The sequence below is a fragment of the Dictyobacter arantiisoli genome (assembly GCF_008326305.1).
Lineage (GTDB): Bacteria > Chloroflexota > Ktedonobacteria > Ktedonobacterales > Ktedonobacteraceae > Dictyobacter > Dictyobacter arantiisoli.
The window spans coordinates 34,639-55,084 of the sequence record NZ_BIXY01000012.1 but is presented as its reverse complement, the minus strand read 5'-3'; the positions used below and the strand labels follow the sequence as shown (position 1 = coordinate 55,084).

The 20,446-nt window shown below is 49.2% G+C and carries 17 protein-coding genes; 11 read left to right on the top strand and 6 right to left on the bottom strand.

The features are described 5' to 3' along the window. Positions 1–7: 7 nt before the first annotated feature. On the bottom strand, positions 8–1,312 hold the full coding sequence (locus tag F1593_RS05985; protein ID WP_149400644.1) for a DUF1015 domain-containing protein: 1,305 nt from the start codon (positions 1,310–1,312) through the stop codon (positions 8–10). 755 nt (positions 1,313–2,067) lie between these two features. Between F1593_RS05985 and F1593_RS05980 the strand changes: the two genes are divergently transcribed. Next, complete coding sequence (locus tag F1593_RS05980; RefSeq protein WP_172631902.1) at positions 2,068–4,257, top strand: protein kinase domain-containing protein; 2,190 nt, start codon at positions 2,068–2,070, stop codon at positions 4,255–4,257. A gap of 294 nt (positions 4,258–4,551) precedes the next feature. Here the strand turns inward: F1593_RS05980 and F1593_RS05975 are convergent, their stop codons facing one another. Then, positions 4,552–5,178, bottom strand: coding sequence for a YbjN domain-containing protein (locus F1593_RS05975; RefSeq protein ID WP_149400642.1), 627 nt, complete (start codon positions 5,176–5,178; stop codon positions 4,552–4,554). A gap of 406 nt (positions 5,179–5,584) precedes the next feature. Between F1593_RS05975 and F1593_RS05970 the strand changes: the two genes are divergently transcribed. The 7 genes from F1593_RS05970 to F1593_RS05940 all read left to right on the top strand — a co-directional run bounded on the left by F1593_RS05970 (position 5,585) and on the right by F1593_RS05940 (position 14,150). Continuing rightward, positions 5,585–6,637: an aminopeptidase gene (locus F1593_RS05970; RefSeq protein ID WP_172631901.1), complete on the top strand. Its 1,053-nt coding sequence runs from the start codon at positions 5,585–5,587 to the stop codon at positions 6,635–6,637. Positions 6,638–7,047: 410 nt separating this feature from the next. After that, positions 7,048–8,712, top strand: coding sequence for a protein kinase domain-containing protein (locus F1593_RS05965; RefSeq protein ID WP_172631900.1), 1,665 nt, complete (start codon positions 7,048–7,050; stop codon positions 8,710–8,712). 395 nt (positions 8,713–9,107) lie between these two features. Next, a complete protein-coding gene (locus F1593_RS05960) occupies positions 9,108–9,812 on the top strand; it encodes a hypothetical protein (protein ID WP_149400639.1) in 705 nt (234 codons plus the stop codon). A gap of 125 nt (positions 9,813–9,937) precedes the next feature. Then, positions 9,938–10,696, top strand: coding sequence for a Bax inhibitor-1/YccA family protein (locus F1593_RS05955; RefSeq protein ID WP_149400638.1), 759 nt, complete (start codon positions 9,938–9,940; stop codon positions 10,694–10,696). 415 nt (positions 10,697–11,111) lie between these two features. Continuing rightward, entirely contained in the window at positions 11,112–11,465 is a 354-nt protein-coding gene (gene trxA / locus F1593_RS05950) for a thioredoxin (RefSeq protein WP_149400637.1), read from the top strand. A 166-nt stretch (positions 11,466–11,631) separates the two neighbouring features. After that, positions 11,632–12,375 (top strand): GntR family transcriptional regulator, encoded by a 744-nt coding sequence (locus F1593_RS05945; RefSeq protein WP_149400636.1) that lies wholly within the window; start codon positions 11,632–11,634, stop codon positions 12,373–12,375. A 335-nt stretch (positions 12,376–12,710) separates the two neighbouring features. Beyond that, a complete protein-coding gene (locus F1593_RS05940; RefSeq protein WP_149400635.1) occupies positions 12,711–14,150 on the top strand; it encodes a tetratricopeptide repeat protein in 1,440 nt (479 codons plus the stop codon). Positions 14,151–14,239: 89 nt separating this feature from the next. Here F1593_RS05940 and mntA read toward each other — a convergent pair whose 3' ends face one another. The 4 genes from mntA to F1593_RS05920 form a co-directional block, all read right to left on the bottom strand. After that, the gene (gene mntA, locus F1593_RS05935; RefSeq protein WP_149400634.1) at positions 14,240–15,070 is read right to left on the bottom strand and encodes a type VII toxin-antitoxin system MntA family adenylyltransferase antitoxin; all 831 of its coding nucleotides are present in this window, start codon (positions 15,068–15,070) and stop codon (positions 14,240–14,242) included. Between the two features lie 112 nt (positions 15,071–15,182). Continuing rightward, positions 15,183–15,596, bottom strand: a complete 414-nt coding sequence (locus F1593_RS05930; protein WP_149400633.1) for a molybdenum cofactor biosynthesis protein MoaE — start codon at positions 15,594–15,596, stop codon at positions 15,183–15,185. Continuing rightward, the gene (locus F1593_RS05925; protein ID WP_172631899.1) at positions 15,596–15,844 is read right to left on the bottom strand and encodes a MoaD/ThiS family protein; all 249 of its coding nucleotides are present in this window, start codon (positions 15,842–15,844) and stop codon (positions 15,596–15,598) included. Before F1593_RS05925 ends, F1593_RS05930 begins: the two co-directional genes overlap by 1 nt. 174 nt (positions 15,845–16,018) lie before the next feature. Then, positions 16,019–16,834, bottom strand: a complete 816-nt coding sequence (locus F1593_RS05920) for a polysaccharide deacetylase family protein (protein WP_216368794.1) — start codon at positions 16,832–16,834, stop codon at positions 16,019–16,021. A 296-nt stretch (positions 16,835–17,130) separates the two neighbouring features. On the opposite strand from F1593_RS05920, the gene F1593_RS05915 reads away from it, so the two are divergent. The 3 genes from F1593_RS05915 (at position 17,131) to F1593_RS05905 (ending at position 20,420) form a co-directional block, all read left to right on the top strand. Then, positions 17,131–17,961 (top strand): hypothetical protein, encoded by an 831-nt coding sequence (locus F1593_RS05915; RefSeq protein ID WP_149400630.1) that lies wholly within the window; start codon positions 17,131–17,133, stop codon positions 17,959–17,961. Positions 17,962–18,110: 149 nt separating this feature from the next. Beyond that, positions 18,111–19,556 carry a phytoene desaturase family protein gene (locus F1593_RS05910; protein ID WP_149400629.1) on the top strand — a complete coding sequence of 482 codons (1,446 nt, stop codon included), beginning with the start codon at positions 18,111–18,113 and terminating at the stop codon, positions 19,554–19,556. A gap of 135 nt (positions 19,557–19,691) precedes the next feature. Continuing rightward, positions 19,692–20,420: an IMP cyclohydrolase gene (locus F1593_RS05905; RefSeq protein ID WP_149400628.1), complete on the top strand. Its 729-nt coding sequence runs from the start codon at positions 19,692–19,694 to the stop codon at positions 20,418–20,420. Positions 20,421–20,446 lie beyond the last annotated feature (26 nt).

The following is a 20,446-nucleotide window of genomic DNA, read 5'->3' as shown; positions in this document are numbered from 1 at the left end:
TTGCTCCTTACCATAAGGGATTGATGACCAGACCGGTGATGAGTTTTGGATAGAGGTAGGTAGACTTTTGTGGCATGCGATCATCTGCCAGGGCCACATCACGCACTTTCCGGAATGGGATTCCCTGCAATAGTATGACGACCTGGGCCGCTCCCGTTTGTAGCGCCTGCAATGCCTGCTGTGTCTCGTGTTCATAGCGGATATGGTGACCGGCAGCGACATCTTCGGCAGTAATTTGCAACTGGGATTCAAGGAGCAGTTTTTGGACGACCGCCACATCCAGTGCGTTCCATGCCTCGGAATGTCCACTCTCTTTCATCAATTGCTGTCCATGATCATTGATGGTCAGTAGCAGTGTCGTCTCTGCGGTCTTGATAATGAAAGATGGCTGTTGCTGATTCGCGCTGGCAAGCCGCTCCTGCATCGCCTCATCCGTTGCTTCTGTGAGCGATTTAACTGTAAAGTTTGTCGCTAACTGCTCGGCATTGAGTTGTCGCAGTTGCTCCTCTGTAAGATCGAATAAGAGGCGATGAGTGGGTAATACCAGCATTCCTGGATCATCAACATCAATCAGGGCCATAAAGACAAAGTTCGCGCCATCTTGCGAGGATAAGCCGCCGCGTTGCGCTGCGATTTCGTCGCGATAATTTAACGCAGTCGTATAGCGATGATGTCCATCGGCGATATAAAGTTGGCGCTGTGCAAAGAAATCTTGAATGAGGGCGATCTGCTGTGCATCGGTGATAGGTTGTAGCAGATGCTCCTCACCGACCTCATCCTGAATGTGAACTTCTGGTTGTTCCGCATAGTGTGCCAGTACCCGCCGTATACGGCCCTGTGGATCATCATACATACACATGATCGGGCTGAAATTGGTTGAGCAGGCACGGAGCAGTTGCAGACGATCCTCTTTATCTTTGGTTCTGGTATGCTCATGAGGTAGGATCACCTGTGCATCCCAGGGTTCCAGGCGCACGCGCGCCAGCAGACTGGTACGGATATAGCTCTGACCGGCATAGCTAAAGCGTTGCTGATAGAGATAATAGCAAAGTGTTTGTTCCTGGCGTAGCACGCCCTCTAAGCGCCATTCAGCCAGCGTCGTGGCTGCGCGCGCATAGTTGTTATTGAATGCATCATCGGTAGGATATGTTTTTCCCAGTTCCAGACGGATAATATTATAAGGGTTACGTTCATAATAACGCGTCTGTGCTGCGGGACTAATCACATCGAACGGAGGAGTGATTGTCTGTGCCGGATCGCCAACGAGCTCTTGTGCAAATCTAAATCCGTGAAGTGGTTGAACATCTGCCATGCAATGACTCTCCAATCCCTATTTCCCTGGTACGTTATCGCTCTTGAGAGGTTGTAAAGGATACGCAGGTGAAATCTATAGTAAAGAAATTATTAGATGTAGCTCAAGTTGAGACAATGCTTACCTCTTTTTATTGTCATGGATCATCCCGAATTTTTCGAACGGGCATTCGATCCACTTCAATCCGCTCCGCAAGCGGGGTTGCAAGGGGCGGCGAGCCCCTTGCCGGGGTGGCAGGGGTGTCCCCTGCCCTTTTTTCTTTTTCCTCGCGCCGCCGCAGGCGGCATGCAAAAAGGGGAAAAGAAGGAGGTGGGGACACCCCACACCCCGGCAGAAGGCTTCGCCCTCTGCACTCCCATGTTATCGAACTTTTGTTTCAAAATTTCGTGAAAGTTCTCTCTCTTCATTGTACCATTTTCGTGCAGGTGAGTCTTGCCGATGGGACCTGTTTGAACTATTGGGCTGGTTAAGATCGCGTGCGCCTATTTTATCCACAAGTCCTATTTTTACGCTCAGCAAATTGACTCATCCTGATACAATGTGTAAATTAGTCTTAGTAGTTACAGAAAAACCGACTTTTCCCGCACTATTCATGGTGCGCATTGGGAGATATTGCAACAGAGTTTTCACTGCTTGCCTGGTAGAAAAGATCGGTCATATGCTCTAACTCATTCACTACCTGAAAATTCGCCATGCGCAATATTTGCCATGGATGCGCAATGCTACGTTATCGTTGTAGTTTGGAGAGATGTCGGATGCAAACACTTACAGAGGATCATCTGGTTGGGCAGGTACTCGGACAGTACCGTATAGAGCGCTTTGTGGGAAAAGGACACGTCAATGTGGTCTATTTAGCGCGCCATCAGACAGAGCAGCGCGTTGATGCGCTCACTCTGTACCTCATCCCCGAGCGTTTATCGCTTGAGGCGCGGACATTACTCCTGACGCGCTTTCGTAAAGAAGCAGCTTCGATTACGAGTCTGAAACATGCTCATATCTTGCCCATTTATGATTATGGGGTGGTCGCAGATCATCCTTATCTGGTCACCCCTTACGCTATGCATGGTTCGTTGTCTGATACTTTGAAACAGCAGGGGCGGAGTGACTATACTCGGGTAGGCATGTGGCTCAATCAAATTGTGGATGGTCTGGACTATGCGCATCGCCATGGTTTTGTGCATGGTACATTGAAGCCGTCAAATATTGTCTGGCGTGAAGATGATACCCTGATGGTTGCTGGCTTCGGATTGATGCATATGTTGCAATTGAGTGGGCTCGAGCAGAGCACGGCCCCTTATGCCCATTTGTTGAGCATCTCTGGGACCTTTCTGATGGCACCTGAATATGTCGCGCCAGAAGTCGTGCAGGGACAAAGTGTGGATCAGCGTTCTGATGTGTATGCGTTGGGATGTATTCTGTTTGAGCTGTTGAGCGGTCAGCCGCCTTTCCAGGGAAGTGATCCCTGGGCGGTGGCGCAATTGCATGTAAAACAAACCGTGCCATCATTACGGACTTTCTGTCCTGATGTTCCTCTGGTGCTAGCATCAGTTGTTGGTCAGGCGCTGGCACGGAATCCATCTGAGCGTTTCCAGTATGTACGTGAGCTGGGTGAAGCGTTTGCGCAGGCTGCAATCGGGGCAACACAATCCAGCATTCCGATCCCGGTCATACGCAAGAATGCCACTGCCTCCAACGCGATGGGAGCTGTTCCTGAGACACCACGTTTGGGGAGCCTGAGTTCCAATAACTGGCAATTGTTGCCTCCCATTGTGACGGGTCGTATGCCTGCCGTAAATATTGCAGCTACAGCGGCGTCCGCGCAAGCTGGAATGCGTCAGAGCACTAATCAGCCAGCCGTCAAGGTGAGTTCGTATGCAGCGCAAGCCCCAAAAAATGAAGCCTATATGGTTGCAGCGCCGCCTACTCTGCCACCTACGCCTCCTGCAAACCCACCTGTCCGAGGAGCCGCGCAGAGCCCCTCAAGCAAGCGGCCAGCATCTCCCGCACAGCCCGATGTACAGGCTGCTGTCAAGAAAAACATGCCTGAAAATGCGGCCGCTCTTCCTAATGCCGGTGTGACACTGTCGGGCGATCCCGCCCAGCAGGCTGAATTAGCCAAAGCATATGAATGGTGGTCACCTTCTGATTCAATGCCAGGGGCTGCCAGCGCGTCTGCTGCGAAAAATGCCAATGCTGTGCCTGCTCCAGCCGCATCGACCAGGAGCGTGTCTCCGCAACCTGAAGCATCAAAAAACGCAAATGAGTCAATGCAATTAACCGATGCGGATATGTTTGATTGGGGAATGACTGCAACGCCTTCGAAAAAACGCCGCAAACAAACTTCTCCTCTGGGGATGGCGCAATCTGGCGGTAAAATGAAGCGACGACGGGTGATCGCAATGATTGGTGGTGGTGTTGTTGCTGCAACTGGCTTAGCTTTTGCCGTGCATGCAATAAATCCCGGTCTGGGTCAGCTTGCGCAACAGGGAGGGACACAAAATCCTCCTACCGCCGGACAAAAACAAGCTTCAACGACAAAAACAGGTCCGACAGCACAGACAAAGACGACCACGCCGCCGAAGAAGACGGGGGGGACAACCCCGGCGAAGGCCGCTCCCGCCGGCCATACAGGAACCGTTATTGGTTCGACGCGTCAAGCTACCAACAGTGCGTCCATGTTTATCGATCCCGCTAATCAGCAAGGCGCGCTCCTTGTCCATCTTGCCAATGGCAATTTCGCAGCCTATGATCGAGCCTGTACCCATGTGGGTGTTGCGGTCAACTATGATCCAGCCTCGAAAATGTTTGTTTGTCCCGCGCATGGCGCTATCTTTGATCCCGCTCGTAATGGTGCCGTCGTTCAAGGACCAGCGATGAGGCCCTTGCCAGCTGTCAAAATTAGTGTCAACGGAGATGGGACAGTTACTGCCCTGGCAAATGCGTAGCTCTTCGCTTAGCATGAATAAAAGCAAAGAAAGATGATCCGGTGGAGGAATTCTTTGCCAGATCATCTTTCTTTATTCCATACCTGGTATAATTGTATTTGCTGTAATACAAGTGAATACGAAGTATATGCGTATTGAATAGAGATATTTCACTGAAACACAGCCAACAAGGTTGTATGGTTATGCCGATTCTGGTATTGTATGTTCGCTCAAAGCATCTTTGGAGAGAGGAACAGAGCGCTGAAAATAGATAGGATGGTGGTAGATGGTACTGCTCTTTTAATGAACTTCTACTTATTCCTGTGTATATCCCAGGAGGCGTGATACCTCAGCCATAACGTCGTTGACGTCGAGGTCGGAAGTGCTTTCGCTTTCCTGATCACTCTCTCCCTGCTCATCGTTGGTTAATTTTGTGATCTCAAAGGTTGGCACATAATCACTATTCGTGAAAAAGTCATTTTCGCAGACCTGTATTGCTTCCAATGGGCTAAGATCTTCATTAATGATGTGTGCGAACAGGTTCTGATAGATCGAGACGGTTTGCATCAGTGCGCTGAAGGCCAGTTGAAATTGGTCAAAGCTAATGCTCTCTTCAGCCAGGGGGATACTTTCTTCGAGGCGCACTTCACCATCTTCCAGATCGATGCCGAATTTACCGATCGCGATCCGATAGTTGACTGCCAGCAATGCTTCAAGACATTCCTGTCGTTTCAAATCGGAGATGACACTGATGTGGGGGGCAATGAGCATCAATTTGCTGGTATTGCCACTATGGTGAATTCCGACAACCATGCGCCATTGTCCGTGCGAACCATTAAAGGTGAGGTCAATGGTTTTCTGTTTATGATTGAGGTGGGAGATTTTGAGTCCAAGACGTTTGAGGTATTCTGCGATGTGCAGAATGTTGAAGTGATCTAACATAACATAAGGCCCTCCTTGCTAATCAGGAATGTGTACAGAACGGGAAAGGGCTAAAGGGGCTTAGCCCATCTATCGGATTGGATGTAGTATAACATACAGTGCAGCTAACAACAGGTTGTTTATTCTTGTCTGGCTCTTTGAGATGCCTCAGATGTACTATTTGCAGCCTGCTTGAACGAGTTTACTGGTGTTTATAGATTCCTCTGGTTTTTCGTTGTGTCTATGTGTGATGATATTGTTAGGAATATAGTAATGGTGGTGCCATGGTGGATGATCGGGGTTGCACTTATTGACCCGATTGTGTACTGTGAAGAGAATAGTCGGGATACACACAGTATCATTTGCTATACATAGTTTGCAGATATGATTCAGAACGCACAGACATTTTAAAGGAGTAATGTATTTCATGGGTGATAAAATAGAGCAGTCTTATAAACAGCAGCGAGAACTTGAGTCGTTGACCTTTGAGGAGCGTATGCAACGTGGCGCTGAAAATGCGCTGGTATGTATGGGTGTCACTGCGAGTGATCGCGTCTTTATTTTGACCGATTTCGCGCGTCAGCATATCGCGCAGCGGGTGGCATCCGCTGCTCTGGCCCGACATGCCGATGTAACGATTCGCTTTCTCGAGCATTATGGTGAGCGTCCATTGACCTTTTTTCCGGATGAACTGCGCAAGGATTATGTGCAGTCTCGTCCTACCGTCAGTTATTATATTGCTACCGCTCAACCAGGCGAAATTGCTTTCCGTATTCCTTTGCTGCCCTTCCTGGTCAATGAACTGAAAGTACGCCATGGGCATATGATTGGCATTGACGATACTTTGATGGTTGAAGGTATGTGCGCCGACTACGACGAGGTCTATACGATTACGCATCGTATTTATGAGCTTGTTCGCCATGCAAAGAAGATCCATGTGACTTCGGAAAAGGGAAGTGATGTGACGGCCACATTCCATCCAGACTGGAAATGGATACCCTGCCATGGTCGTTACCACGAGCAAGGAAAATGGGGCAACTTGCCCGAAGGTGAAGTCTATACCGCGCCCGCAACAGTGGATGGTGTATTGGTCTGCGAAGTATTGGGTGACTTCTTCTCCGAAAAGTATGGTGTGCTGAAGCAGCCATTGGTGATCAAGGTCAAGGATGGCTATATTACTGAGATAAGCAGTGAGGATACAGCGCTGGCGCAGGAGGTGCGGGATTATCTTTTCTCAGTTCCCAACGGCAATCGTGCTGGAGAATTCGCGATTGGTACTCTGACCAGTTTGAAAGGACTTGTGGGGAATCTTTTGCAGGATGAAAAGCTTCCTGGCTTACATGTCGCCTTTGGCAATCCTTATCCTGAGTTTACCGGTGCCAATTGGAATGCCACGATTCATGTCGATGTCATTCCTACCAATTGCACCATCGAGGTCGATGATCAGGTTATTATGCGTGATGGCAAATTTGTGCTCTAGCTTGTAGACAGGCAGGTACTCCCGCGCCTGCGCATCCTGATTATCTCTGGCAGAAAAAGTCATTCGGACTTTTTCTACCAGAGATAATCTTTTTTTTTGAGCACCAGAGGTGCGAAAACATATGTGAGAAGAATGTGGAGGCTATGGGAATCAAACACTACTGAAAGTAGGAATGTGGTAGAGAGAATGTATGCTGGAGTAAGTTTGAACGGGCACCATCCAAAGAGGAATAGAACAGTTGACAGTAGAAAGAAGCTAAGTTTACAATTGTGGTGGTATCGGGAATATAATGACAGTCAAACAAAACGCCCACTAATGGCACAGGATTTTCAGAGGTGGAGCTAGAGAGGAGCTTCTGTGTGGTTGTAACCAGGGGGCAGCACATGATTGGCAAGGAGCTAGGATCATGTGTGTTGGAGAAGTTGCTCGGACATGGGGGGACCAGCGCGGTATTTCTGGCTCAGCAAAAAGAGCCAGAGCGGAAAGTAGCAGTGAAAGTATTTTTACGACGCGCTGATCTCGATGCTCAAAAGCAACAAGAATTTCATCGCCGTTTTTTACAAGAGGCCGAAGCCGCCAGTCGATTAGCTCATGAGAATATTTTGCCCATCTATTCTTATGGTGAGGAAGATGGCTATCCTTACATTATCATGCCTTATATGCCGGGTGGTACGCTGGCAGCGTATTTGGCCAGGCGAGGACCATTATCATTTAAAGAGGCACAGTGGTATCTGACACAACTGGCGGCTGCGTTAGATTTCGCGCATGAGCATGGTTGTGTCCATTGTGATGTCAAGCCAGCGAATATCTTGTTGAATAGTGCTGGCGAGGCCATGCTCTCTGATTTTGGCATTGCTCGTATCGCCCGGACAGATATTGCTCCAGGGCAAACCTCACCTGAACAGGCTCATGAGATATTGGGCACACCCGATTATATTTCTCCTGAGCAGGCGCGAGGTCTCTCTCTGGATGGACGTTCAGATGTCTATTCGCTGGGGATAACCCTTTTCTTTGCGTTGACCAAACGGCTACCTTTTCATGGGGACACTTCAATTGCACTGGCCCTGTTACACGTCTATGAACCACCACCTTCTCTGGCCTTGATACGCGGGGATATTAACCTGGCGATGGATCGTGTCGTTCTCAAGGCACTGGCGAAGCAGCCTGAAGATCGCTATCAAACGGCTGGCGCTCTCCTGGCGGCTTTTTCCGCTGCTGTGGCCAGTAGCGACAAACATGCTACACGCTCAATCGATACATCCTTACTGGCTGATAGTGAGTTTTTCTCGCCCGTCATGCCAGCATCCACCATCCAGGTTAAGCCAGCCAGATCTCAACACCACTCTGGCCTATGGTTTATACGTGGGTTGATCGTGAGCGTCGCGTTGCTTGTAGTGGTCGCCGCTATTGGTGTTCCCCTATTCTTTCAGCATGAAGGATCAGCTAAATCCAGGATCATTCCCAAACCCGTTGCTACAGCGACCATCTCCAGTATTGACATGCTGCACCATCCTTTCCAGGATCAAGCGGACTGGAGTCCATCTCCTTTCTTCTACTTTGATAAACAGCAACACTATTACGTCGACAATCCACATCAAAATGAATCCATCATTGCGCCATTCTACAGGCATGTCCTCAAGGATTTTAAACTGACTGTCACCATGCGGGAAACGAGGCGTCAGAATGACTTTGTCAATGACTTTCAGGGCGTAATTTTCCGTGCCTCGCTAGATCAAGCAAATCGCACAGATCTGGCTAGCTATTATCAATTTTCCTTTGATCCCTATGGAAGTTTAGAGTATCAATTTCAGCGTTTTGACAAAGGCACCTGGGTCAATCTCAATGAAGATGCAAACCATGATATCTCCACAATTGTGGCACCGCCAGGAAAGAGCAATACGATTATGGTGGAAGCACGGGGAAATTCGTTTAGCTTTTATATGAACAATACCCTGGTAGTGAGCAATGTCGTTGATCCAAATCCGAAAGGGTTTGCCTCAGGGCTGGTTGGCTTTTATGTTGAAGGATATCAGGAAGAGGTTGTTTATTCCAATCTTTCAATTGTCACGCCGTAGCGCTGGCAATTGACATCACCTGTGTAACCCTCTATACTGAGGTAGGCCTAAAACAAAATGTTACGACCGTGTTCCATTGTGGAACATGGTATGCCATTACCTATACAATCGATGAGCGTAATAGCTGAGTAAGAGCGGCGCTCAGACAGAGAAATCTTCGTGCATATGTCTTTGAAGAGGTCTAATAGCTCTCTCTCAATTAACGAAACACATTGATTGCGGAGCTTGTAAAGCTGGCTATTGAGCCAGATGCGCTACTCGTGTCTTTCAGTTTTCGCATCGCCTGACTGGCGTCACCGGATATTTTTCTCTGTTCTTCACGTTATGATATAATACATGTGCTGCACTTTGCTTTGCACGCACACACTACTTCTTTTCTTATGGAGTGAACCTCTATGCCAATTACCCGACGAAGACGTGTTAATCCACCAGAACAACCTGAACAGAATAACCCTGTTGCTGAGCGTACAGAACAAGCTGCGGGTTCCGCTGCTTCTGAGAATGCTACGGAAACATCCCAGGCTGTTGAGGGACAGGGTCAGACGGCTCCTGCTACGGCAGCCCCGGCCCCTGCAAGCACACCTCATGCACCAGCCTTTCCTGCTGCTCAACCACCAGTAACGCCGGTGTTAAATCATGAGCGTACAGATACTGCCGAGCCAGTTGCACCTGCGCCAACCGCGCCTGCGCCGACACCGCGTTCGGTCCGTCATGAGCGCCATGAATTTACGCCGACTATTGAAAGCGGACGCCGTACCGCACGTGGTGAACTCTTCCGTCGACCGCCGCAGGCACCTGTACAGCAGCCGGTCGCACCAGCCGCAAGCCCTGCGCCATTGCAGCCTCCATCGCATGAGATTACCTTGCCATTGGGCAATTTGTTGCATCTGGCCTATAATCCCAGCTATACTGGTTCTAGCGAAGCGCGCAGTACCTTATTGCAAAAGTTGGCTAGCGAAAGTAAAGAGGGTGGACGTGCTCGCTGCTGGAGCTGTGGCTCGCTTGCCATTACCTATGATCGCTGGTCAACCCTCAGCAAGAGCTTTGGGGATGTCGGTGTAGCGGTCTGTGAGATTTGTGGCGTCTGGAGCGTCCTCTAAACGTATCCTTTGTTGTCTGATGAATGCGTGCAACTAGCTATCGTGTAATGCGTATATACGTGGTGAAAGATACAGTTCAGGAGAAGACTCCTGAACTGTGAAGAAAACTTAAGCTGAGGTTCACTATGTATAATCCCAATTCAAGGAATAATAATCCTTACGGAAACTCTCCTTTTGGCAACAATCGGAGGAATAATTCGTTTGGTTCGCGATATCAGTATCAAACCGTCTATGGCAATTCTGGAATGACGCAATCTTCCAGTAGCTTGATTAGCAAAGTAATGAGTCTGCTGGCTTTTTCATTTATCTTTGCCACACTGGGAACCTTTGTAGGTTTCACTCTTCCATTGACTTTCGGTGGTTATTGGGCCGTTGCCATTGCAGGTTTTGTGGTATTGTTTGCGCTAAACGTGCTGATCCAGAAGCAGGGCATCAATCTGATTCTGCTCTATCTCTTCACCTTTCTGCAAGGGATGGCACTGGGTCCACTGGTAAGCGCCTATGTCAATGCAGGCTTGAGTAATCTGTTGGGGCAAGCATTTATTATCACTGCTTTGACGTCGCTGGGCCTGGGATTGTATTCCTGGACAACCAAACGGGATTTCTCGCGTTTAGGGGATTATCTCTTCTTTGGCGTGATCTTATTGCTGGTGACCGGGATCATTGGCATTCTCTTCCACAGTACCGTTTTCACCTTGCTGATCTCTTTTGTCGGGGTCGCCATTTTCTCAGGCTATGTCCTGTTCTATGTGCAGCGGGCCAAGTATATGGCGGACACCTTGCCGAATGCCATTGGGCTGACGGTTTCCATTTTCATTACGGTGCTGAATCTGTTCATCTACATCCTGCAGATTCTCTCGATTATGCGCGATGACCGCCGCTAAGAGTGTGTCAGCCTACCGTGGTCTCCACGGTCTCTGTGCATGCGTTTTCGCACCTGCGGTGCTCAAACACCTTTTTAGTGTGTGGCGTCGGAAAAGTTCTTCGAACTTTTCCGACGCCACACACTAAAAAGGGCGCGGGCGCGCACGCGCCTGCCCGCCAGGGAGCAGCAAGATCCCGCTGGTATTGGGGGCTGACACTCTCTAAGGGGCGCATAGCGTGTAGTCTGTAGCTCGTGTGAGCTTTGCTCTGCAGTTGAGATTGGGAAATGCCTGATGGGAATGGAATAATGCTTCCCCCTCTGGTGTTTTCAACAGTAGTAAGTTATGAATGCATTTATGAGTGGAACTCGTACCTGATGGTTGTCTTGTATGACCAGCGGGCCATGGTTCACTTGGAAAGCGAGTGAGAAATAGAATGAGTACCAGCGAAAATTTGTTCCATGTTGGAGATCAGGATTTTGACGCAAAAGTACTAAAGTCCAATACTCCTGTAATTGTTGATTTCTGGGCTGCCTGGTGTGGTCCCTGTCGCAATATTGCTCCTGTGTTTGAGCGCCTGAGTGGTGAGTATAACGGCAAACTGCAATTTGCGAAAATGGATATCGACGCGAATGGCAACACACCAACAGGATTAGGAATCCAGGCTATTCCTACGCTCATGGTCTTTAATGGTGGGAAAGTAATTGGGACTCTGGTAGGCCCACAACCAAGCCGCCTGAAAACTGAGATTGATCGCGTTTTAGCCGAAAACGGCATTCAAGTTGCCTAAAAAATAACTATATGACCTGATATGTTCTCAAATTTATCAGGTCATATTTCGTACCCATTCAAATTTATTCTATTACCCCCTCGACTCCCTTCTCTTTTTGTGATATATTCTTCCCATAATGTTACATATCCAAAAATTTGTTGTATGGACATAAGGGGAACCGTATATGCCAATATTGGAGCGCTCAAATCCTCTACCGCTTTACTATCAATTAAAGGAAGTGCTTAAACAGCAGATTCGTGCGGGCCATCTTGCTCCTCATACTGCTATTCCTTCCGAACCAGAATTGGTCACGCAATATCATGTCAGTCGTGCTACGGTACGTCAGGCACTGACGGAATTAGTACACGAAGGACTGTTATATCGTCAACATGGTCGCGGGACATTTGTCTGTGAGCCACGTGTGCAACAACAGACTATCAGTGAGCTGACAAGTTTCTCCGAAGAATTACGTCGTCGTGGTCAACGCCCGGGTGGCATGCTTTTTGTCAGTGAGCTTGTGCGTGGATCGCAGACGGTACGCGAGCAATTGCGCCTGACCGACGATGAACAGGTCATTCGTCTGGAGCGTTTACGCACCGCCGATGACATCCCAGTTTCCTATGAAGTGAACTACCTCCCATATCCTCGTGCTACTGGTGTGTACCAGCGAGCGAAGGAGACAGCCGATGGATCTTTGTATGGCTTGATGGCATCTGAAGGCTTGCAGCCATATATTGCCGAGCAAGCTTTAAAAGCATCCGTTGCCTCTGCACGCGAATCCGAATTGTTACGTGTCGATCAAGATGCCTCGGGCTTACGCCTCTTTAGTACTGCCTTTGATGAGACCGGAGCGCCAATCGAATATACCGAAGCCTTTTTCCCGGCGAGCTTATACGAATTTCGTCTGACCTTGCGTGTGACAAAGTAGCAACACGACACGACTGGTTCCGCGTCTTTGAGGTGAGTTTCTTGTTGACACTGCCTTGAAGGCGCGTTTATTGTATCTGCGCCTTCTATTCATATATTTCGTCCTGCATCTTATGCAGGGGCGCAAGGAGAAGGCAGTCCCACTGCCGGAGTGTGGGGTGTTTCCCATTTTCCCTTTTCTCTCCTCTACCGAAGGCGGCATAAAAGGGACTGTATTGGCATGTGTTCCCAGTGTGATAAAGCAAAGAAAGGGCGAGGCGTGCTATACTACGCAAAGATTTAATGTGTATTCTTGCGTAAGGTATACCATGAAGTATAGAGGAGAATAGACCACGTATGAGTGACATGCAAGATGAACCCAAGACGGAAAATAGATCCACTCAACCTATTCATTTTGTGAGCCGCAAAGAATTGGCTCGCGATGAGCAGTCGTTGACGGATCGTGGAAATACTGCGGCCCAGGCGGGCGATTTTGAGACTGCCGCGGAGGTGTTTGCTCAGGCGGTTGAGGTGAGTCCTCAGAATGCGCGGGCCCGTTACAATCTGGCTCTGGCGCAGCAGTATCTGGGCGATGTCGAGACAGCTATTGCTGGCTATCGCCGCGCGATTGATCTGGATCCTCAGTTGATTGATGCCTATGTGAACCTGGGAAATCTCTATGGTGAGTTGGGTATGTATGAGGAATCCCTGGAAACATTTCAGCAGGCAATTGAGCTTGATCCACAAAATGAAGAGCTGTATTTGAGTGTGGGCGATGCGTATCGCACCCAGAATCTTTATCAGGATTCTATTCAGGCCTATCGTCAGACGTTGATGCTGAATCCTGATCAAGAGCTTGCAAGCAATAGTTTGCTGGATGTGCGCGAACGCGTGAATCAGCAATGGCGTCGTGTGATGGAACAGGAGCACAAGATTGATGAGGCTCCAACTGATCCCGCACGCTATGCCGAACTGGCAAGCCTCTACCTGGATATGCGCCGCTATGATGATGCGCTTTCAACTGCCAATCAGATCCTGACGCTTGATCCCGAGGGTCGTATTGGCTATGATGCGCTAGCAGCCATCTATGAGCAGATGGGGGAACGTGATCAGGCAGCTGAGATCTATCGGCAGATCGTGGCGCTTGATCCAGAAGATGCTGAGGCCTGGGAACATCTGGGTACCTGGAAGTCTTTACAGGGCGATAACGATGCGGCAATTGAGGCCTATACACGGGCTGCGTCTCTTGATCCGCAACGTGTCACGACCCGCTTTAGTCTGGCAGAGGCCTACCTGGAGAATGAGCGTTTCGATGATGCTCTGACGGTCTATCAGGGATTGGTTGAGACCGCTGATCGCGGTGAATTGCAATTGGATGACCTGGCTGCCGCTTATGCCGGTCTGGCTGAGACCTATAACTCATTGGGACGCTATGAAGATGCTATCCAGACCGCTGAGAAGCTCCTGGAACGCTCTGAGGACGATCCTGAGGGCTACTATCAGCTGGCAACCGCCTATGATGCTCTGGGGCGCTATGATGAGGCTATAGATAGCTATCAGAACGCTATCGAGAGTGATCCGCTGAATGCTGATTACTACAACGATCTGGCCGATACACTGCGCGAAGTCAAGCGGTATGATGAGGCGTTAGATACCGTGCAGCAGGCTATTTCAATGGACCCGTCAATGATTCTGGCTTACGAAACGATGGCTCAGATTTATGAAGCGACCGGCCATGCTGAAGAGGCGGCTCACGCAATGAGTCAGGCCAATGCTTTACGCTCGGTCAATGAATAATCATACACTCGTGAACTACGCAATAAAACTGGTATCTTTGATGGGATGCCAGTTTTATGGTGCTCTATACAGGCGAAGTGTGGTTGCTTCTATTTCTTTTCGATGGTGTCTGCAAATTCTGTCAGATCGCTTAGATAGTGCTGTAACGTGTCATAGAGCTGTTCTCGTTTGAGCGTTGTGGGATCATTGAGAAGCTGATCGCGCATATTGCTCAGTACCTCTAGCCGATATGACAACGGTTGGGGAATAATCTGTTGGGTCGCAACGATACTCAACAGTTCATGATAGTCTTCCGCCCGACGCAGTCCAAACGTCGCAATTAAGATGCTACAGGTTGTCAGACAGGCTCCAATCGCCAGATGCAAGTAGTGCTCTGCCAGTCCGTAGACATGAAAGTCCTGGAGGAACGTTTCATAGGGTTCCCGAGCTACCTCCTTGAGTATCTCTACGGCCGAGCGTATTTGGGCCAGTGAGCTTTTTACCAGATCCTGATCGAGCGGCAACATTTGCCGATAAAGCCGCCGCCCCAGAGCCTGATTCTGTATGTCATCAAATTTCTTAAAATCTAGATATGCCATTACTGCATGCGTTTCAAAGGTTACCCGTTGTTTCTCGCTTCGGCTGAAGAGGATCTGCCCGTATTTGATGACTTGTAATTTCAGGAGCAGAGAGGCTTGATTTAAGATCACGACATCAATCATATCTGATTCTAAGCGCTTCGCTAATTCGCTGAGAAAGTACAACTGATAATCTAGAAACTGATCAGCCTTAATCTGATCCATCAACAAGACTGCAATGTCGACGTCTTTCAATTGACCAAACGTGGTGCGATTAGAGAGGGAACCGGCTAGATAGGCAGCATTAACGGGGCTCTGCGCGAAAAGTTGATTCAGACGGGACTGTTTTTCGAATAAGTCCATCAACGACCTCCAAGTGAAACCTGGATCTATCCCAGATCGTTGCTTTACGTAAGGGCACGCACTTCGTGGAACTCTACTCGCTTCTTATTCAGAGTATACCATAAAAAGTACCTTATCCTTCAACCCACGCTTCGCCATTGGTGGCAACTTCTTTTTTCCAGATCGGCACCGTGTTTTTGAGAGTATCGATGATATAGCGGCAGGCGTCAAAAGCCTCACTGCGGTGTGGAGTGGCGACGACAATAATCACACTGGCCTCGCCGATTTCCAGGCGTCCAAAGCGATGTGCTACGGCGACATGCTCAATCTGCCAGCGCTGCTGAGCTTCAGCGATAATCTGGGCAATCTGTTGGCGCGCCATCTCTTCATAGACCTCATACTCAAGATAGTGCACCTGCTTGCCGCGGGCATTATCTCGCACGATACCTTCAAACACCACGATACCACCATCGCTGGGATGACTGACCGCCTCGACCAGTGCCGCACGATCCAATGGCTGATGTGTCAATTGAATAATCGGTTCCACTAGCAACCACCTCCAGTTGGGGGAATAAATACCACCTCATCGCCATCGTGCAGTTCCGTTTCAGCGGGCACATAGCTATGATTGACCGCATTTACCGAACGGTCCATAATAGGTTGCAGGCGCGGATAGCGTTCCAGCAATAATGTACGCACATCCGCTATATATGCATTGTCTGGCACCGTGAGCCATTCCTCGCTCTGCTCGACAATATCGCGCAATGATGCAAAATAACGAATCTTGATTTTCATATCATTAGTATAGCATACTTTTTTGCGGCCTCGGCTCCCTTTACTCCTGAGGTAACCGAACATGTGAAGGTTTCTTTCTTGCAACACAATCGGTTGTGGTCCCGAGCAAAGGAGCCACCTACTGGAACGGGTTCATGAGCATGGTTATTTATTTATGAAGTGGGAATGATACGCTTATTCTTTGACAGACTGGATGGTTGGCGTTGATACGTCTTCGGCGTGATTGAGTAGTTCTTGCATGGGGACGATTTGGTAGCCTTGCTGTTCGAGATTTGTGATGATAATTGGTAAGGCTGCAATGGTCTGTGTACGGTCCCCGCCGCCGTCGTGCATCAAAATAATAGAGCCGTTTTTCGTTTCGTTCATAACATTGGCAACGATAGAAGCAACACCCGCCCGCTTCCAATCCTCGGTATCCACATTCCATAGGATTGGCAGTAGCCCGGCATTCTCTATCTGTATATGTGCAGGTCTATTTATTGCGCCGTATGGCGGTCTCATCAGGAGAGGTTTGGTACCGATCGTTTGCTGAATAATCTGATTGGTATACGTCATCTGCCAGAGCACCTGCACTGGCGACAGGGTTGTCAGATCGGGATGGTTCCAACTGTGGTTGCCGATAACATTTCCTTCCGCGTACACCTCTTTTGTGATTTGTGGATATTGCAGGACATTTTGTCCTATATTGAAAAAGGTGGCATGTAGATGAAATTGGCGCAGAATTCTCAAAATCTGTGGCGTATATGTAATGCTAGGACCATCATCAAAAGATAAGGCAATCTCTTTTCGTTGCTCATTTCCATGATAAAAAAGTGAATAGGTCAGGGCGGAGGGAATTGCAGGCACCATGGTAGGCACTGGTGCCGGCGTGGGTGTGGGCCGTGGTGTCGGTGTGGCTTTGAGTGCATCGGGAGCATAGGGAATCGCGTTGGTAGTGAGTAAATGCCCAGAAGGTTGATCAGCACAACTCATCATAGAGAGGAGTAGCATCGATATACTTATAAATATAAATATTCGTATAAAACAATGTTGCATCAAACATTCCTCGTAAGCTAAAATATCAATGTTGCAAACTAATGGGAGAAAAAAAGGAATCCCAAAATTCTTGGATAGCTATTCATCCTGAATAAATATCTCCTAATGAATAAATGCGGCAGTATATCAAAATTCGTCTATGAATAAACATTCTAGTACTTCTACACTACGCCTAAGCAAGCGCCGCTGGCGCGAGGCTTCAGGCAAAAAGTTGCACATTGTGTTATAGCAGGAAGCGGAGAATAGCAAGCATGAATGGCAGCGCCAATATGTTGTATCAGCTCAGGGAAGGGACACATTTTCACGCCAGCGCTTATCCCACGCCCACACAACCAGTGGCCAGGTCTCAAAGGTTGATCTTTAGCATTATCAGTATGCTTACAGGTTTGTTCCTCATTGGAGGAGGATTTTTCTATGGGAGTACATCCCATAACGTCTATTACCAGCACGTAAAAGCTGGCTTATTTCATATTCTCACCATCAATAATGGAACCTATGCATTTCAAAAAGCGGGAACCAGCATCTACTACATTATCGATCCCCGCAAATTCTCTCCACACCTCAACGATGCTCGTCTACAGAGGAATGAGCCTATTACTACATTAATCTATAAAGATGATCCCCAAACACTTTCACTTAAGGTTGATAATATCCAAACATCCGCCACTACTTATGCTGTGGTACAATTTGCCCTCGCAGACAAGAAAATCTGGCGACAGCAAGTCTACTCTGCTACCGAATATATACAAAATCCACAGGGCATAATTATCAACAACTGGCTCCAGGGTTCCCTGCTAGCAGGCGCAGGCTTCCTGATCGTGATAATTGTTTCTGTCTGGTCCTTTAGCAGCGAACAAAAGCAGAAACGCCGCCAGCGCATATCATCTACCAACGCACAGATAGCCCGTCTCACACCCTCCATGCTCGACATCGTCTCCACTTATTACCCGGACCAGGACCAGCAAGACACACTCAAGTTATCCACTCAATCTCACGTAGATCAACAGGACACACTCAGGTTAGCGGCTAATACTCACCCAGATCAGCAAGACACACGCGAACTCCCCTCGCCACCCGCCTAAGACTGAGCTTGCTATTCACTTCAAGAAATGTAACCTCAACCTATCATGTGGTACAGGAGCTTCTGGGTTATCATGACGTTGGGAACATATGGGCATGTGTTACCATCAATGAAAAAAGATGTAGTTGATAAAATGGGGAGGCATTTTCTATGGCGAGACGATATGCCTATGATGCTGTGGTGGTGGGCGGGGGCCCCAATGGTCTGGCGGCAGCAGTCAGGCTGGCGCAGGCTGGTCAGGCGGTTCTGGTCGTTGAGGCACGGGAGACCATTGGAGGAGGAGCACGTTCGGGGGCGCTGACCTTGCCGGGCTTTGTGCATGATATTTGTTCGGCGGTCCATCCACTGGGCGTGGCTTCGCCATTTTTGCGCACATTGCCGTTGGAACGCTTTGGCCTGGAATGGCTGCATCCTGATGTTCCTCTGGCCCATCCTCTGGATACTGGAGAGGCGATGCTGTTGCAGCGCTCAATCGCGGCGACGGCAGAGACGCTTGGGGTTGATGCGAAGGCTTATGAGGATTTGATCAGCCCTTTTGTGAGGGATTGGGAGCGCATTGCTCAGGCTTTTCTGGGGCCCTTGCGCCTGCGTCCACTGCTTCATCCAGTGGCGCTGGCTCCCTTTGGTCTGGCGGCGCTCCAGTCGGCGCGTCTGCTGGCGAGGCAACGTTTCGTGGATGAGCGCGCCCGGGCGCTTCTGGCTGGCGTCTGTGCCCATTCTATGCTTCCCCTGGAGCAATTGACCAGTGCTGCGGCTGGTCTGGTACTGGCGACTGTAGGCCATGTGGCAGGCTGGCCGCTTCCACGTGGCGGCTCGCAGCGTATTGTGCAGGCACTGGCTGATTATCTCTGTTTTCTGGGCGGCGAGATTATGACCGGGCATGAGGTGAAGACAATTGATGAATTGCCCACCGCACGTGCCTATTTGTTTGATGTGACGCCACGTCAACTGGTGCGTATAGCTGGACATCGTTTATCATCTGGTTATCTACGTAGTTTGCAACGCTATCGCTATGGTCCTGGTTCGTTTAAAATTGATTATGCCCTGGCTGGCCCTGTTCCCTGGACTGCTCGGGCTTGCGCCCGTGCTGGCACGGTACATCTGGGCGGCACCTTTGATGAGATTGCGTGGGGAGAGCGACAGGTCTGGCGTGGTGAGCCGCCAGATCATCCCTATGTTCTGGTGGCTCAGCAGAGTCTTGTTGATGCCACACGTGCTCCGGCGGGCAAGCATACTCTGTGGGCTTATTGTCATGTCCCCAATGGCTCGACGTTCGATATGACGGCACGCATCGAGGCACAGATAGAGCGCTTTGCGCCTGGCTTCCGCGATCTGATCCTGGCGCGCCATGTGACCGATGCACCCGGGCTTGAGCGCTATAACGCCAATTATATTGGTGGAGATATCAATGGTGGCGTGCAGGATATCTGGCAGCTCTTTACGCGTCCCACGTTGCGAGCCGTTCCTTATGCGACCTCAGCCTCTGATATCTTTATTTGTTCATCTTCAACCCCGCCGGGCGGTGGAGTACACGGCATGTGCGGCTATTTCGCCGCTCAACATGTTTTGAAAAGCCGTCTCTCCTCCTGGCATTAATTTCACGAACCGTTTCCCTGACATTTTGCCAGTGGTTCGGTTTTAAGGTATACTCCATGTAAGGGCCGCTCTGCTATAATGAAAGATAAGTATAGATTCGGGCTCTAAAACATTCAAGGGAAAGTGTGGAAAACAATGGATGCTACTGCTCTGGCAACGGCAAATTTTGAGCTTTTAAAGAAGAACCCTTATCCTGGTAGAGGACTTGTGATTGGTCGCTCTTCAGTCGATGATGCATGGTTGATGATCTATTGGATTATGGGTCGTAGTGCTTCAAGCCGCAATCGTAAATTTGTGGTAGCAGGTAATACCTTGCGAACTGAACCTGTTGATACGCGTCAGATGGATAATCCCGAACTCCTGATTTATGATGCCATGCTTGAACTACCTAATATCTATCTAGTCAGCAATGGCGATCAAACCCGTACGATTTATGATGGCTTACTGGCTGGAGGATCGTTCGCTTCGGCACTGGAGAAACGTGAGCGCGAGCCAGATGCTCCTCACTATACACCGCGTATCAGTGGAATGCTCGATCTGCAAGCCTATCCCGGTACTGTCACGTTGAGTATTCTTAAAGCTAATCAGGCCAATCCTGCCAATACGGATCGCTACACCTATCATACGGCGAAATCTCCGCGTGGTTTTGGGGTTGGCCTGACAACCTATCGTGGGGATGGGAATCCCTTGCCTAGCTTTAATGGTGATCCGCTGTTACTCCCCTGCGCTGGAAAAGCTGAGGCTGTATTGGATAGCTACTGGAATGCGTTAAATGCTGATAATCGTGTCTCCTTAGCAGTCAAACAGATTTCCGCCCAGGATGGCAGTAGTCGTATCCTGGTACGCAATCGCTTTGCCCAATAGGCATAGTCGGGGATGTATCTCTACAC